Source organism: Sporosarcina sp. FSL W7-1283 (assembly GCF_038003105.1).
GTDB classification, from domain to species: Bacteria; Bacillota; Bacilli; order Bacillales_A; family Planococcaceae; genus Sporosarcina; species Sporosarcina newyorkensis.
Window position 1 is genome coordinate 648,171 of sequence record NZ_JBBOOL010000001.1, and the last position, 14,735, is coordinate 662,905.

The 14,735-nt window shown below is 46.8% G+C and carries 15 protein-coding genes; 11 read left to right on the top strand and 4 right to left on the bottom strand.

Features of this window, described 5'->3' with window-relative positions; translation table 11 throughout:
* Window positions 1–4 precede the first annotated feature (4 nt).
* The 4 genes from MKY93_RS03105 to MKY93_RS03120 all read left to right on the top strand — a co-directional run bounded on the left by MKY93_RS03105 (window position 5) and on the right by MKY93_RS03120 (window position 1,994).
* Window positions 5–394, top strand: a complete 390-nt coding sequence (locus tag MKY93_RS03105) for a DNA-directed RNA polymerase subunit beta (protein WP_340758201.1) — start codon at window positions 5–7, stop codon at window positions 392–394.
* Window positions 395–556: 162 nt separating this feature from the next.
* Window positions 557–994: a 3-hydroxyacyl-ACP dehydratase FabZ gene (gene fabZ, locus MKY93_RS03110; protein WP_009766185.1), complete on the top strand. Its 438-nt coding sequence runs from the start codon at window positions 557–559 to the stop codon at window positions 992–994.
* Between the two features lie 84 nt (window positions 995–1,078).
* A complete protein-coding gene (locus MKY93_RS03115; RefSeq protein WP_340758202.1) occupies window positions 1,079–1,471 on the top strand; it encodes a hypothetical protein in 393 nt (130 codons plus the stop codon).
* A 109-nt stretch (window positions 1,472–1,580) separates the two neighbouring features.
* Window positions 1,581–1,994 (top strand): hypothetical protein, encoded by a 414-nt coding sequence (locus MKY93_RS03120; RefSeq protein WP_139365945.1) that lies wholly within the window; start codon window positions 1,581–1,583, stop codon window positions 1,992–1,994.
* 218 nt (window positions 1,995–2,212) lie between these two features.
* Here MKY93_RS03120 and MKY93_RS03125 read toward each other — a convergent pair whose 3' ends face one another.
* Window positions 2,213–2,656, bottom strand: coding sequence for a YwpF family protein (locus tag MKY93_RS03125; RefSeq protein ID WP_009766181.1), 444 nt, complete (start codon window positions 2,654–2,656; stop codon window positions 2,213–2,215).
* Between the two features lie 252 nt (window positions 2,657–2,908).
* Here MKY93_RS03125 and ssb point away from each other — a divergent pair, with 252 nt between their 5' ends.
* Together ssb and MKY93_RS03135 are read left to right on the top strand one after the other, a co-directional pair.
* On the top strand, window positions 2,909–3,310 hold the full coding sequence (ssb, locus tag MKY93_RS03130) for a single-stranded DNA-binding protein (RefSeq protein ID WP_340760895.1): 402 nt from the start codon (window positions 2,909–2,911) through the stop codon (window positions 3,308–3,310).
* Window positions 3,311–3,655: 345 nt separating this feature from the next.
* A complete protein-coding gene (locus MKY93_RS03135; RefSeq protein WP_340758203.1) occupies window positions 3,656–3,868 on the top strand; it encodes a hypothetical protein in 213 nt (70 codons plus the stop codon).
* A gap of 227 nt (window positions 3,869–4,095) precedes the next feature.
* Here MKY93_RS03135 and MKY93_RS03140 read toward each other — a convergent pair whose 3' ends face one another.
* Window positions 4,096–6,837 carry a DEAD/DEAH box helicase gene (locus MKY93_RS03140; protein ID WP_340758204.1) on the bottom strand — a complete coding sequence of 914 codons (2,742 nt, stop codon included), beginning with the start codon at window positions 6,835–6,837 and terminating at the stop codon, window positions 4,096–4,098.
* A complete protein-coding gene (locus MKY93_RS03145; RefSeq protein WP_340758205.1) occupies window positions 6,834–8,429 on the bottom strand; it encodes a hypothetical protein in 1,596 nt (531 codons plus the stop codon). Before MKY93_RS03145 ends, MKY93_RS03140 begins: the two co-directional genes overlap by 4 nt.
* A gap of 206 nt (window positions 8,430–8,635) precedes the next feature.
* Here MKY93_RS03145 and MKY93_RS03150 point away from each other — a divergent pair, with 206 nt between their 5' ends.
* The 5 genes from MKY93_RS03150 (at window position 8,636) to MKY93_RS03170 (ending at window position 14,445) form a co-directional block, all read left to right on the top strand.
* Window positions 8,636–8,968, top strand: a complete 333-nt coding sequence (locus MKY93_RS03150; RefSeq protein WP_078817049.1) for a hypothetical protein — start codon at window positions 8,636–8,638, stop codon at window positions 8,966–8,968.
* Window positions 8,969–9,121: 153 nt separating this feature from the next.
* The gene (locus tag MKY93_RS03155; protein ID WP_078817050.1) at window positions 9,122–9,571 is read left to right on the top strand and encodes a transcriptional regulator; all 450 of its coding nucleotides are present in this window, start codon (window positions 9,122–9,124) and stop codon (window positions 9,569–9,571) included.
* Between the two features lie 991 nt (window positions 9,572–10,562).
* Window positions 10,563–11,249: a hypothetical protein gene (locus MKY93_RS03160; protein ID WP_078817051.1), complete on the top strand. Its 687-nt coding sequence runs from the start codon at window positions 10,563–10,565 to the stop codon at window positions 11,247–11,249.
* Window positions 11,250–12,989: a hypothetical protein gene (locus MKY93_RS03165; protein ID WP_340758206.1), complete on the top strand. Its 1,740-nt coding sequence runs from the start codon at window positions 11,250–11,252 to the stop codon at window positions 12,987–12,989.
* 466 nt (window positions 12,990–13,455) lie between these two features.
* Window positions 13,456–14,445, top strand: a complete 990-nt coding sequence (locus MKY93_RS03170) for a nuclease-related domain-containing protein (protein WP_340758207.1) — start codon at window positions 13,456–13,458, stop codon at window positions 14,443–14,445.
* Here the strand turns inward: MKY93_RS03170 and MKY93_RS03175 are convergent.
* Window positions 14,426–14,710 carry a hypothetical protein gene (locus tag MKY93_RS03175; protein ID WP_340758208.1) on the bottom strand — a complete coding sequence of 95 codons (285 nt, stop codon included), beginning with the start codon at window positions 14,708–14,710 and terminating at the stop codon, window positions 14,426–14,428. The genes MKY93_RS03170 and MKY93_RS03175 overlap by 20 nt on opposite strands.
* Between the last annotated feature and the right edge of the window lie 25 nt (window positions 14,711–14,735).

Genomic DNA, 14,735 nt, shown 5'->3' on the forward strand with positions numbered 1-14,735 from the left:
GACTATGACAGATGAAAAACAGACAACTGAAAAGCAGTTACCTCAGCCAAGTGAATCCGCCAAGCAAGCATCTGAAGCCAATCCACCTGTCGTACGCAAAGAGCGACAAAAAAAACAGACAGATTCGGACGCCAACTTCTGGATACGGATCAAAGCCAAATGGCCACGCAAAGATCAAAGCGAACAACCGGAAACTCCAGTCGGCGAACTAAAATGGGTACGAGTCCGCATGTTCCCGATCTGGCTGCGCCTACTGATTCTACTCGTTTCAATAGCCATAGCCGCCATCTTGGGCGCAATCATAGGCTTCAGCGTCGTAGGAGACGGCTCAGCAGGCGATGTCTTCCAAAAAGAAACCTGGAAACATATTTTTGATATCATGAATGGGAAATGATTTTCGGATATAGGCACTGAATTTTCATTACAAGATATCTAGGAATTGGGGCGGAAAGCTTTCGCCCGCAGTGTAAATCCCGGCGCCAGTACTTCTGATTTGGTCCCGATACGAATAAAAATATAGCTGACGAGACATACTCGAACAAAGGAGAATTTTCCAATGCTAACAGCCCAACAAATTCAAGAAATCATCCCGCATCGCTATCCATTTTTATTGGTCGATCGCATTGAAGAAATAGAAGAAGGAAAACGTGCCGTCGGATTGAAAAACGTCACGATCAACGAAGAATTCTTCAACGGCCACTTCCCAGGCTATCCAGTCATGCCCGGCGTACTCATCGTTGAAGCACTTGCGCAAGTCGGCGCAGTAGCCCTTCTAAAACAGGAAGAGAACAAAGGACGCCTTGCATTCTTCGCAGGTATTGACAACTGCCGATTCAAGCGCCAAGTCACACCAGGTGACACACTGCGCTTGGAAGTCGAGATCGTTCGCTTTCGCGGATCAATCGGCAAAGGAAAAGCAATTGCAACTGTCGGTGGCGAAGTGGCGTGTGAAACGGAAATCACATTCGCACTAGGTCCTGTACAAGAACGTTAATTACAGTTTGCACGGAAGTGAAAATTTGATACAATGAACATTGGATTGTCGGCGACGGCATACAGTGGGAGGTTACAAAAGAGCATGTTTAAAAAGCTTTCTCCAAATATAAAAAGCAGTATTACCCGTTCCATTTCGCAATCATTCGAGCAATATATGAGCGATATCGGTTGGACGGAAGATCAATACGACATAGAACAATTTTACGCAAATTGGCGGGAATACATTACAACCAAAGCACTTTGGTATGAAAAAATTCCTGATGAGATCAAAGCAGATCCACAATTTCATAAGGAACTGGCACAACGAGTGGAGGAAGTTTTAATCCGAATCCTCAACGAGCCGCCTTCTGAAGAGCAGATCGCTCTAATCGAAATCTTGCAAGAACAGCTGAACACTCATTATGAATATGGCTGTAAAGCAGAAGCTCTGTACGTCCAAAGTTTATTGGAGGCAAGAGCGGAGCAGCGTAAATAATTGAATGAATAGTTCCCTTCTTTTCGCACAAGCTAACAAAGATCGTACCACCATGTATGATTGACAGCTTGTAAAAAAAGGAGGGAACTTTTTTATGATCAAAAAAGCATTGCCTGTAGTCTTCGCTTCCGCACTCGTCCTAACGGCATGTAATACGAACAACGGCGCTCTTCCAGACAATAATGAAACACCGATGCAAGACGTGGAACGAGACAACCGTACGCCGAATGGCAACGAGCGCATGGGACCGAACCTTGATGGTCTCGATGACAACAATCGTGACAATGGCGGCGTCATGAACCGCGACCGTGAAGGCTCCATGGAGAACAACAACAATGACCTTCTGGAAGATAATCTTAACCGAGAAGAAGGTCTCCTTGATGGGGAAGATGGTCTCCTGGACGGGGAAAACGGCAACCGTGGTGCGCGTGACGACAACACCATCCAAGGGAACACGAACGGCAACGACACAGCTCCTGACGGCGTTATTCGCGATAAAGATCGTAAAGATTACAACCGATAATACGCCAGCTGTCAAAAACGGCTCCCGCTAATGGCAGGAGCCGTTTTTATGTGCTTATAACATGGTATTCCTTTGCCTTCCGCGCTCATAAACTTGTCTTTGTCGCTCATACCTCCGCTATCCACGCTCATAAAGCCTTCATGTGCGCTCATAATCATACTCCCTGCGCTCATACATACACAAAAAAACCGCAACAACCAAGTGACGGCTCACAACATTCAATCTTCCGGCGGTATCTGATCGCGCCTCAACTTCGGCCGATCCCACATTCCTGTCTCAAACTGCTCCAGCAGCTCATCACCTTCAAAACCGTCTTCCAGTAATTCCTCCAGCAAATGCTCGGCATACTTCGAACGAGCGCGCTTCAGACGGCCCTTCATCAACACTGAGATCCGGTCACCGATCTGCCTCCAATCCTCTACCGCGACAATGAAAGATGCAGGCTCATTTCCCGGATACGAAATAACCACGCGAGCCGTCAGCACCTTTTTCTCGACCTTCCATTGCTCCATTATGTCTTTATATTTTTCATCAATAAACAGTTCCAGCACCCACAGACGATGACTGTTTTCCTGGTTGATGATAATTCCATCATATAAAGGAAATGGAAGCACTCCATCGTCCTGTACTACCTCCACGGACAGCATTTTAAACGTTTTCATTCGACTCACCTCGGTACAATTTCCCTCAGTATAGCATAAAAACTTCAGAACACTCGAAAATTCAATAATGCCTAAAACCAAATCAGCTTAAAACTTGACCGCTCCGCCAAACCTCTCAAAAATGGCTAAATGAAAACTGAAAAACGATCTCATAAACAATCTCAAAATTCATTTTTGCTACTTTGCCAGAAGTACTCCATCTGTCATACGATAGGGGCAATCCAATGAAGGGAGGGACAAACTTTGAACCAAGTGGCTTTAGTAGGGCGTATCACCAAAGACCTCGTGCTCAAGGAACACACATCAGGACGAGTCAATACGACATTCTTCCTCGCCATTAACCGCAGTTTTAAAAACGCCAGCGGAGAAGTCTTGACGGATTTTGTTTTATGTTCCGTTTGGGGAAGGACCGCCGAGAATCTCGTCCGTCACTGCGGCAAAGGTTCACTCGTAGGCGTCAGTGGCAGTATCCAGACCCGTAATTATGAACGTGAAGATCGGACCAAAGTCTATGTAACCGAAGTGGTGTGCGATGACATCCGTTTTCTATCAAGATCATCGAAGGCGAGCACAGCAGAAATGAAAACGCCTTCAACTGCAGAGCCCGCACGTTTCGAAACCACAGCAAGCGATTCGGCACTACCTATTTTCTAATACTCACTAAACAATCTCAAGAAAGGGGGAGATGTAGAGGCATAAACGCCGCCATACCGGACACTTTTCGCTAATGATCAATTCTTGAAGAGAAGATGGGGAAATACACAATTGAAGAGCAATACGAGAAAAGAGAAAAATGGAAAGACACTACAAGCATATTCGCCAGTATTAAGAAAGTCCGGATGAAGGGGAGGGGACCCCTGATATCCAAGAAAATATTCAGCAAAGGGACTGAATACAATTTACGCCAAATCATCCGCCGCTCAACGGTTTGGAGACCACTTCCAAAACAGAGCTGGCGGAATACATACCATTCAAACGACAGAAAGGAGGTGGACATGAATGCCAGCACGCCACCAAACAGCAGCCAAGCAAAAAGCCCAATCATTCACAACCGAACTGCCTATCTCCAAAAAGAAATACCAGGACGACATCCAGCGCCTCGAAAACCAGGTAGGCCAACTCATCCGCATCATCGCCAACTTGAACGAACGTCTGAACTACTTGGAAACAACTCGATCCAACCCCTTTTTCTTCTCCGCCGATCGAAAATAAAACCTAAGAAAAGACCTGTATCCACATACGATACAGGTCTTTTTTGGAGACACAACTGGTTGGGAGTGAGCGAAACATTGTCGTGACCGAACCAATCTGGTTCTGAACCGAACCAAACACCGCTCGCCCCGCACCAATCCCGGTGCGGACCGAACCAAACGCCGTTCGAACCGCACCATTCTCGAGCCACTCCGAACTAAACCGCCCTCTGAAAAGCCATCCCCAACTCAATTAAACGTCAAAAGATCCTCCAACTCCCGATCATTCAACTCCGTCAGCCACTGACTCGAATGAATTAAATCGGCAGACAAAGCGGCTTTCTCCACAAGCATCTGATCAATCTTCTCCTCAATCGTTCCGACCGTCACGAATTTATGCACATGCACAAACTTGGTCTGACCGATCCGGTAAGCACGGTCCGTCGCCTGATTCTCGACAGCCGGGTTCCACCAACGATCCGCATGCAGCACGTGATTCGCCTGCGTCAAGTTCAATCCGGTACCACCGGCCTTCAGCGACAGAATGAAAACTGGGAACTCGCCGTTCTGGAACGCGTCCACCAATGCATCCCGCTGGCCTTTCGGCATACTGCCCGTCAAGAACGGCACATCGATTCCGTGCAGTTCTGACAAACACTGACGCAGCATTTGACCCATGCCGATATACTGCGTAAAGATCAAACATTGCTCGCCGTTCGCCGCGATTTCCGCTGCCATCGAGACGATCCGCGCCATTTTATTCGAACGCTTCGTCAATTCGGCTGCCGGAGCTTGCGGCTCTTTCAAGAACAGCGCTGGATGATTACACAGCTGCTTCAGTCGGCTGAGCATCTTCAAAATCAAGCCTTTGCGCTCAAAGCCAGTTAACGTCTCAAGCTTGAACTTCGTCTCATCCACAAAGCTCTCGTATAGCGCCGCCTGTTCCGTTGTGAGTGGAACATACTCATTTTGTTCCAACTTCTCCGGCAAATTCAAGCGCAACTCCGGATCATTCTTTGTCCGTCGCATCATGAACGGTTGAATGCGGGCGCGCAATTTCCGCTTCTCCGCCTCCAAGTCATCCCGCTCAATCGGCACGATGAATTCATCGCTGAACTTACGGAAGCTGCCTAAATATCCTTTGTGAATGAAATCAAAAATGGCCCACAGCTCGGACAGACGATTCTCGATCGGCGTCCCTGTCAACGCGATATGATGAAGCCCATGCAATCTGCGAATCGCACGCGACTGCTTCGTCTGCAAGTTCTTGATGTTTTGCGCTTCATCGATCGTCACGCTGGCGAATGTAAACGCTGAAAGCATCTCGCCGTCCTGCGTGGCAGTACCGTACGTCGTCAAAATAATATCGGCTTCACGGTTTGCGATAATCGACTCGAACTGCTCATCCCGAGACCGATTCGCACCGTAATGAACGTGTACCCGCAAAGAAGGCGCAAATCGCTCCAATTCCTTCTGCCAGTTGCCCATGACGCTCGTCGGACAAATGATCAAGGAGGGCGAATCCGTCTCGGGCAAATTGTGCACATACAATAAGTACGTAATGAGCTGAACTGTTTTCCCAAGCCCCATATCATCCGCCAAAACTGCACCGAAATGGTTATCACGCATGAAATGAAGCCACTCGAAACCTTCCTGCTGATATGGACGCAGCTCCGCCTGCAATGCTCCCGGCACCGCGACTTCCGGCAGTCCCTTCTTCTCCTGCAACATCGTCATCACTTGGCGCAACGACTGCTGCATCGAAAACGCAACGAGCGGATCATCCTCATCTTCTTCATCAAAAACCGGTGCGATTTCTTCCGGCACTTCATGGAACAGCAAATCCTTCACCGTCCACTCGCCGTCATCCACCTGCTCCATCAACTCCCGAATGCGCTTCAGCCAAGCCGGGTCCAAATGAAACCACTCATCTCCCGCGCGGATGTACTCGCGGTTCTCATCAACCATTCGCTGAAACTGCTCCCGGTCAATATTTTCGCCCGCCAGTGAAAATTGCCAATCAAACGACAGCACCTGATCGAGACTAGCAGACGAACGATACGACTGCATCCCGGCAGAAGTCCGGATTTTCAACTTGGTCTCCGTTACGGACTTCAACCAAGCCGGCAAAATCACTGGATAATCAAACGCCTGGCAAAGCGGCAAATCTTCCTGAATGAACACACGAACTTGTGCATCGTTTAAAAACTCATGAACGAACTGCTCATCTGCCTGCAACTCAACCGAACGAAAAATCCCGATCATCTCCGCTTGGCGCTCTTGAATATCCTTAGCATACGGCTTGCGCTTTGCGGGCAAGGCCTCTTCAATCGAAGCCGACACTTTCCGGACAGCTGGTACCCACTGTGTCCCACGCTCGTTGATCAGCACCGTCTCAAGCAACCATTCTGTTTCATCGATATCAGGCTCCGTCAAGCGCAACGCCACACGAAACGGCAACTTTGTCGTCTCGCCACTCGGCCATCCATATTGCTGGAAGTGGGGAAGCAAGGTGGGAAAATCCGCCATCGACACACCAAGCGCAGCAAGCTGACCGCGCACCGCAAGCGACACATAGCGTCCAGCTTGCTCAGACAGCCCAGTCTGTCCCATATCAAACGACAATCCTTCTGCTGACGCCTCGATATGTGAAAACAACGCCGGATCCTGCCAAAGTTTCGCGGCCTCACGGATTCCGTCCAAAATCACGTTATCCGCATCTGTTGCTCCTGCGTACTGGACATATGGGTGTCCTGTCCCAGAAAACAATCGAAGCAACTCATCGATCGTCGCTTCTATCCAGCCGTCACGCTGCGGAACGAGCATGCCGTAAATGGTTGGTTCATCTGAATAAAACAGATAGGACACAAGCATATCCGCGTCAATCATCTTCGATTCGCCTGCGACATTCGCACAGATGAGGAACGCACCGTCCTGTCCTTCTTTTAAAGTTAATTCCAAGGCAAGTTGCAAGATGTTCGAATCGGTCATAGCAGCAAGTTTCCTTTCTCCATTTCTTCCATCAGTGCACGCAGGCGGGGAAATTGCTGGCGGACTGTATTGATGTAACGATTCCAAAATTCATTGCGGCCATCACGTTTGGCGGCCGTCTTCATTTGTTTCCATAAACGTACGGCACGGCGATAACTATCGCGATTCTTCTCTTTTACCAATTTCAGTGCTTCTGCATGCATGAGCGGGAACACCGCTTGCGAATCTTCAGCCAGCGCCGTTTTCAACAGTGAACCATCGATCATGTCGACAGAGCCACGCGTCAAATGCATCAGCGCGGCCCACTCTTCATAGCGACCGCGTTCAAAAAGAAATTGTCCATACGCTCGTCCTGCTTCTGACCCATACGATTGAAATAACTGATCGCGCTGTTCTTCCGACACATCCGAAAGCGCAAGCAACTGATCGATTTCTTCCGCAAAAGACGCACGATTGCGCGATGCCAATTGCTGATAATGTCCCGCAAGATGGGGAAGAAGCTGCAGCATGATCGACTGGACAATATCGAAGTCCTCGTCTTCTTTCGCATAGAGCGCAAACGCCAGCCATTGCGGCACTGCGGTCGGATCCAATGAATTCAATTCCCGATCAAGCTCGTCAAAACGACCCGACGTCAAATAAAGGAATGCACGGAACAACGGTGCATCCGCTGCAGTTTCATTTTCCAACCGCCCGAGCGCTTCCGTGAGTTCTGCTTCATCAGTATAGAGCACAGTATAGACCAATCGAAACGCTTCAAAACGCTTGGAAAATAACCCTTCCACTTCAACTGCGAATGAATGGATCAAATCCTTCAATTTCGTATGGAAGGCATCTGTCTCGAAAAGCTTGGACTTCGAACTGAGCTGAATGATACTGGCCTTCAATTCGGACATCTGCTCATTGAGCCAAATTGTCAGCTGCCACTTGCCATAGTGATACGAATCATTGGAAGCCAACTCGCCCTTCAAAAAAGGCCAAGCCGCACGTAACACCGTCAACTGATAATATAGAGAAAAGAGCGGCTTCCATTCCCATTCAAAAGGAGAAAGCCGCGTCTTCTGCTGTTCAATTTTGGAAACATAATGCAAAAATCCGGTCGGACCGTCTTTCGGATCCAACTGGGCAAGAGGTTTCACGAGCAACGACAAAGCCGAAAGCCATGCATCCGGCGTACGCTCCGCAATCGAAAGCTGTGCCTGCACATCAGATTGCCGCCAACTATGCAACCAATCCGAAAGCGAATGAAACTGCGAATACAAATGAAAGACGACTGCAATCTGATGCGCGCACCAGCTGTCGTTCAAGCACGTGCAATACGGCTCCATCGACTGGAAAGACAACCGGGCAAACTCGGACTCCGTACCCGAAATATTGGCCATCAGCGACTGCTCGTTTTCTGTATAGCGATAAGCTCCGATCGCGTTCATTCGAACAAGAGAAGCCGCCTTGCGAACAATTTCCGCTTGTTGCGGCACAGACGGCTGAAATGTATGTTTAATGTGGTTCATGAACTCTTCAATTTCACGTTCGTGCAAATTTGCAATCCGTTCAATCGTCATTTGCATCGAATCAACTCCTTCAGAAAGCATTCCTCCTATTATAACGTTTTTCCCTTCTCTTTGCCACTGCTTGAGAGGGTATCAAGAGATTCCGGGTGAACTTTTATACTAACAACCTTTGATCGACTGCATTCGACAGCAAGAGGGCCAAAATACTTAAAAATTTGCCATTTACCTACTGTTATGAGAATATTGAGACAAATGAGATGTGAAGGGAGGTGGAGGCGATAGAGCAGATGCAATTGATTTTACATATACCTCAATTGCAGTACCATTTAAACAGCTCAGAAACGATACAATTCAATGAATTACCTTTAATCCGAATGGTGGAACAGTGTTCGGAAATAATGACTCATGATGTACGCAGGAAAGTCTACTATTTAAAGGACATGGTATTTTGTGAGATGACATTTCATCAAGTGGAGATTTATTACGCGAACAATCAAATTGTCTTTTCTTACAGTCCGTCGTGTGTGGACGTCGGTGAGAGAATCACCCGCAAACTGACCAAGCACAATATTTCTCATGTACCGGTTCAAAAATCATTTGCTTTAACCTTGAAACGTTAGTAGTACGGCAGGAAATCTAAATATGACAGCATTGGATAAATTCTCTTGACATATTGGATGGTTATGGACACATATCATTCACAAAACCCTTCTATTTATGATACATTAATAGTAATCGGAATATTCAAATTAATAATGAAGGGGGAGAAAAACATGCTGCTCATTCAGCGGATCAAGCCTTTTTTTACAAGTAAGGAAGAGTTCCATCTACGCCTTGTATTCGCCTACCAGTATTTCTCGATCATTAAAAACGATGAAGTATACCAGTTTGTTCCGGCAGAAGGTAAGGAGATTATCATCAATATAAGGAGCTTACAAATTGAGAACTTAGGAGAGGTATTCGTCTTTCAACGAGGGCGTCGGTTCATTAGAATCCCACTTTATCAATTATTGCTAGTTTCCGATTTGCATATGCATTTGTCGACTATACTCGAAGGAGTGATGGAAGTGGACGGCCATCTACAAGAAGAAGGTATGCGTGAAGCAGAGGGATTGGTGGAGCAATTGGAGAAAGAAAATTGGGAACGTATGGTAGATTATGCGCTCGAAACGAAAAACCGACTCTTGTTTAAGGAGTTGATGGAAGGACTGCGAATGATTTGACAAATGTCATTTAAAAAACACCTCAGTTGACAGCGCATCTCGCATGCGTCAAAACCGAGGTGTTTTTATGTAGGCTGTAGCGTTGTCGTCCGCATCCTCATAGTGTCAGGAAATGGAGCGCCAATACGAAAATTCCCGATCCGCCTAAACCAAGTGCAAAGTCTTGCCACGTAAACTCAATCGTCTTCTCCAAATTCATCGCTCATCACTCCTTTTTATATTTTCGGGGAACATCTCTTCCTTATTAGTTAATATACCCGCGATATTACCAATTATAACCGATTTTATATATTTTGAAACATTCAGATAAATAAATAGATAGATTGAACTAGCGTTTTTTGAATAAATGAGGCTGAGGGCTAAGGTGTCGCTTGGTCAGAGTGATGGGGAAGGGGATTGTGGTTCGGGATTTGCGCTCTGGGTGGACGCTTTCCGCGGGGCGCGCGGTGAGCCTCCTCGTCGCTGCGCTCCTGTGGGGTCTCACCTGTCGCGCTAATCCCGCCGGAGTCGCCACCCGCCGCTCCAATCCCTAATTTTTGATGGGAGGTATTTAAGTTTAGCTCATTATACTTTTTATATGATAATGTGAGGCTTCTTTTGCTAGAGTTCAAAATTTAAGAACAAAGTAAATTAGCAGCATTGCTCGTGAGCTTGTTAGCAGTTGAATCACTTAACTCAATTAAACTTAGACAAATGAGAGATGTAGTTTTGTACTATGATAATTACATTTCTTCACAGATCTTAAAAAGCTACATAGAGTTTGCTATGTGTCTCTACCCGCTAACTAAGGATTGGAGCGGAAATCCCGATACGCACACAAATTCCCCTATACAAAATCCGCCACAAAAATCCCACCCCCCTCTATTAAATTTCACTCTAAAGCAAGACATTCATTGCAAATTCGTCATTTTTTGATAAAGTAAGTAAAGATAGAATCGTATACTATTTGAACGAACAAGTTGGACAAGTTGGAAGTAAAGGAGAAGTACATATGTATTCTACTTACGGTTATTGGCGTTCATTGATATATCCAGACCGGCTCGCTGGCGAACTCGGTCAAGGAACGGTGACGGGATTTAAACGCCGCGTATTTGGTGTATTCATTTTAGGCATCATCCTGTTCATCCTGCGCGACATATGGGGAATGAACACGGAAACGATGACGTATATTTTGGCGAACGGCACAGCCGACGACTACACGATCGGCCGTTACGCCGCATTAATCGGATCAATTCTTTGGTCGCTCATCTACATGACATTTCACTTCTGGGGTGTCGCATGGATCCTTAGTAAACTGACGAATATCCAGTTCAAACCATTGCTGAAACTACAACTAGTAGTGGTGGGCTTGCTATTATTCGAGAAAGCGATCAATTTCCTCGTCTTCGCAATAGCAGGCAAAACAGCTAGTGTCTCTGTTCTTTCATTCGGACCGCTTGCGATGACGTTTCTTGAAAACTGGTACATTATCTTTTTCGTCAATCAACTGACGATCTTCTCTGCGCTGATCGTAGCGGTGCAATACCGATTCATTCGCTTCTATGAAGGCGAAGAAATCCGCAAAGATGTCATTTGGCTACTGATCGCATTGCAAATCATCTTTGCGTTATTTACAGCAGCAATCGGCTTTGTCCCTGTCGAAAAAATGCTAAATCTATTAATGATAGGGGGACTATAAATGGTGAAGTTACGCAATATCATCGTGACGGTCCTCATGACAGCTTTCATCGCTTTGAACAGCTACCTTGTGTTTTCAGAAAAGAGTGTCATTCCAAAGTCATTTTATGTCAACGGCTATGAGCGGTTGGCGGCGGACGACTACACGAAGGAACTTGATAAGGAAGGGTTCATTGCACCCAAAGACTTGCATACTGTTTACTTGAAAGAAGATCAAACCATTGACTCCTGGCTCGTTCAGGAAGGGGAGAATGTCGACTTCGGCACAGAACTCGCTTCATTGAAGACCGATCACATTGATCAGCAGCGCAGCCAACTGAACGCCGAATTATCGGCATTGCAAAACCAAGTCTCCACGATCCGCCAGACCATCAGCGATCTGGAATATGAACAGAAATACAGCAGCGGCTCAATAGGCAACAGCGATGCCTATGACTCGAACGACGATAAGAAAGTCCGAGTGAACATCGATGTTGACGTCGAGGTGATAGGGGAAGGTACCTTCGCGCAAGCTATCGCAGACGCGGAACGTGACCTTGCTCAAGTCCAACGTCAAATCGAAACAATCGAATCAAAAATTGCTGAATTGCCGACTGAGGCCGCTATGACGAGTCCTGTCAACGGTTATATCGTGAAAATCAACCGCGACAGCGCAACGCCATCGATCGATATTTACAGTACCGACCAGACAATCGTCACATATGTATTGCACGACGAATGGCTAAACATTGAACCTGGCAGCTTTGTAACGATCCAGCATGAAGCGATCCGCACACCGTTCGTTCCGAAAGTGGATCCAGATGAAAATCCGAATGAGGATCCAAATCAAGAACCATACCAAGCCCCTACCGAAGATCCTGAGCAAACTCCCGATGAAGGCGGAGTTGGCAGCATCGGGGGAGGCAAAGTGGCAGCAACATCTTCTGACGGCGTGCCGCCAACCGAAGACGTTTATATTGATGAAGATCAATACGACGACCTGGATCACGAAGTCGACGGCAATTCATTCGATGACGTAAACGGTACGGAACAAAACGAATTAGATGATTCAATCGAAAATCCGGACGAGCCTGTCGACAACCCAGACGGCAAGACGGACAACAATGAAGACGAAGACCTTCAACCAGATGGCGATGTTGAAGAAACACCAGAAGGTACACCGGGGCAGACAAAAGACGAGAAAAAGCTTGCGGAAATTCGTGAGCGCATCCAACCGGACTATCCGGCGGACATCTCCACACTAAGCGGCACCGTCGTTTCTGTATCAAAAGTGCCTGCACAGGATGACAAATGGCTAAAAGCATACAAAGCACTAGGCAACACCCAAAAAGACAATCCGTTGGCCTATTATGAAGTACGCATCGCGCCATATGACGAACAACTGGAACTGCCATTCGGCACCAATGTCAACACGTTCATCCAAACAAACGAAGCGAACCAAGCAACGAGCATCAAAACGAATTGGTTGTCGAATAAACACAACGACACAGCCAAAGTCTGGACACTCGACAACAACGGTCGAGCAGTACAAACTATCGTCGAAACACCATTCACTTGGCTCGACCGCGCGATTCTAACAAGCGGAACTGAACCTGGTATGGTCGCATTAAAGAATGATAACTTAGACAGCAACCTAGATAACCAGACTGTTTTCCATCCACTTCCGCTCTATTTACCGGAATGGGACAAGTGGAAAGGTACTCACTGGAAGACCTACGCGCGTTATTTGATCAAGCACTAATAAAACTGCCCTTGTGGCAGTTTTTTTGTTTGGCTGGCGGGTGAGCACGCTCGTAAAATCCTGTTGGCGCTCATAAAACCCCTGTGCGCGCTCATACTTCATCTTCCCACGCTCATAAAACCTCTTCAAGCGCTCATAAACCTTAAGTCGCGCTCATAAAATTCCATGGCCGCTCATAAGCCCCGTGTCCGCGCTCATACTTCATCTTCTCGCGCTCATAAACACTCCCTAACCGCTCATAGCCCCCTCCCACTTCGCTCACGCCAAGTAGGTCCAAATACACATTTTTAGAGAAAATTCATACTTCAACGACATTCTAGATGGCGAAAATCATTTCCTCCCAACAATAGATCTTGAAAATTGAATTTCATCTCCAATTTCAGCATCAAAATTGGATTGCATCCAGAATGTTCCATCTTCTAGAATTCTTGCTATAATAAGCGTTACAACACTTAAACAGGAGGGAATGTATCTGATTTATAAAACACGTACCACACCTAAACTGATCATCGCCCAACATGCACTGCTGAAACGACTTCCGCCTGCCCATCAAAAATACGAAAAAATACGCACAGACCTTTACAACCGCAAAGCAGGATTCGGCGGAGAAAGGGAGTTTGACTATCAACTAAGGGAGTTTGCGCCGAGCTATCCACATGCTGTTTTGCACGACTTGTATTTAAAACAAGATCAAGTCTATTTCCAAATTGATTCATTACTCATTACACCAAGCGTGATCGTTCTATTTGAAATCAAGAACATTGCAGGCAAATTGCAGATTAAGCAAAATCCCACACAATTCATACGGGAAACGGCGACTGGGGAGCGGACTGTGCTAAGAAGCCCGATTGAAGAATTGGAACGGAAAAAATATTTCCTTGGTAACTGGCTGAAACAGCGACAAATCGACGTACCCCTTACAGATTTTGTAGTATTCGCGTACAATAACGAACTGATTATCGAAAACATGGCCGCCCACCGCATTGCATTTTCTTATGAGATGCCAAATAAACTTCGAGCACTGGAAATGAACACCCCAATTTTGAATGAAAAGCAAGTTCAGCGGCTGGCATATGAACTGACCCACGCTCACCGGGTATTTGAACCCCACCCACTCATCCAAAAATATAAACTTTCCTTAGAAGAGCTTGAAGTGGGCGTCACTTGTCATGTTTGTAATCGCCTCACCATGAAATGGCGGCTGAGGATATGGCGGTGCCAAGCATGTGGCTATCAAGATGCAGTCTCTCATCTAAACATATTGCAAGAATGGTACTACATAAAAGGGGCACAACTCACGAACCGTCAGTTTAGACAATTCAGCGGAATTCATTCACGGCACATAGCAAAGCGATTGTTAGCCAATCCATACACAGAACTGAGTGGAAAAAACAAAACCTCCATTTACCAACTAGCACCTCAACTTCTCGCCATGTCTACAAACTTATCATTCTAGCAAGCGCATGATTTTTCATGCGCTTCTTCGAGTCTTGATCATAAATTTGCTTCAAACGCTCATAAACCTGTAGCCCGCGCTCATAGACCTCGTGAGTGCGCTCATACAACGCCGCTTTACGCTCATAGACCTCGTCCATGCGCTCATACAACGCCGCTTTGCGCTCATAGACCTCGTCCGTGCGCTCATACAACGCCGCTTTACGCTCATAGACCTCGACCGTGCGCTCATACAACGCCGCTTCGCGCTCATAGACCTCGTCCATGCGCTCATACACCCCCGCCACGCGC

Bases quoted from the DNA above. Each gene is read 5' to 3' on its own strand.
- MKY93_RS03105 (WP_340758201.1), top strand. From the start codon at position 5: ATGACAGATGAAAAACAGACAACTGAAAAGCAGTTACCTCAGCCAAGT.
- fabZ (WP_009766185.1), top strand. From the start codon at position 557: ATGCTAACAGCCCAACAAATTCAAGAAATCATCCCGCATCGCTATCCA.
- MKY93_RS03115 (WP_340758202.1), top strand. From the start codon at position 1,079: ATGTTTAAAAAGCTTTCTCCAAATATAAAAAGCAGTATTACCCGTTCC.
- MKY93_RS03125 (WP_009766181.1), bottom strand. From the start codon at position 2,656: ATGAAAACGTTTAAAATGCTGTCCGTGGAGGTAGTACAGGACGATGGA.
- MKY93_RS03135 (WP_340758203.1), top strand. From the start codon at position 3,656: ATGCCAGCACGCCACCAAACAGCAGCCAAGCAAAAAGCCCAATCATTC.
- MKY93_RS03140 (WP_340758204.1), bottom strand. From the start codon at position 6,837: ATGACCGATTCGAACATCTTGCAACTTGCCTTGGAATTAACTTTAAAA.
- MKY93_RS03145 (WP_340758205.1), bottom strand. From the start codon at position 8,429: ATGCTTTCTGAAGGAGTTGATTCGATGCAAATGACGATTGAACGGATT.
- MKY93_RS03150 (WP_078817049.1), top strand. From the start codon at position 8,636: ATGCAATTGATTTTACATATACCTCAATTGCAGTACCATTTAAACAGC.
- MKY93_RS03155 (WP_078817050.1), top strand. From the start codon at position 9,122: ATGCTGCTCATTCAGCGGATCAAGCCTTTTTTTACAAGTAAGGAAGAG.
- MKY93_RS03160 (WP_078817051.1), top strand. From the start codon at position 10,563: ATGTATTCTACTTACGGTTATTGGCGTTCATTGATATATCCAGACCGG.
- MKY93_RS03165 (WP_340758206.1), top strand. From the start codon at position 11,250: ATGGTGAAGTTACGCAATATCATCGTGACGGTCCTCATGACAGCTTTC.
- MKY93_RS03170 (WP_340758207.1), top strand. From the start codon at position 13,456: ATGTATCTGATTTATAAAACACGTACCACACCTAAACTGATCATCGCC.
- MKY93_RS03175 (WP_340758208.1), bottom strand. From the start codon at position 14,710: ATGGACGAGGTCTATGAGCGCGAAGCGGCGTTGTATGAGCGCACGGTC.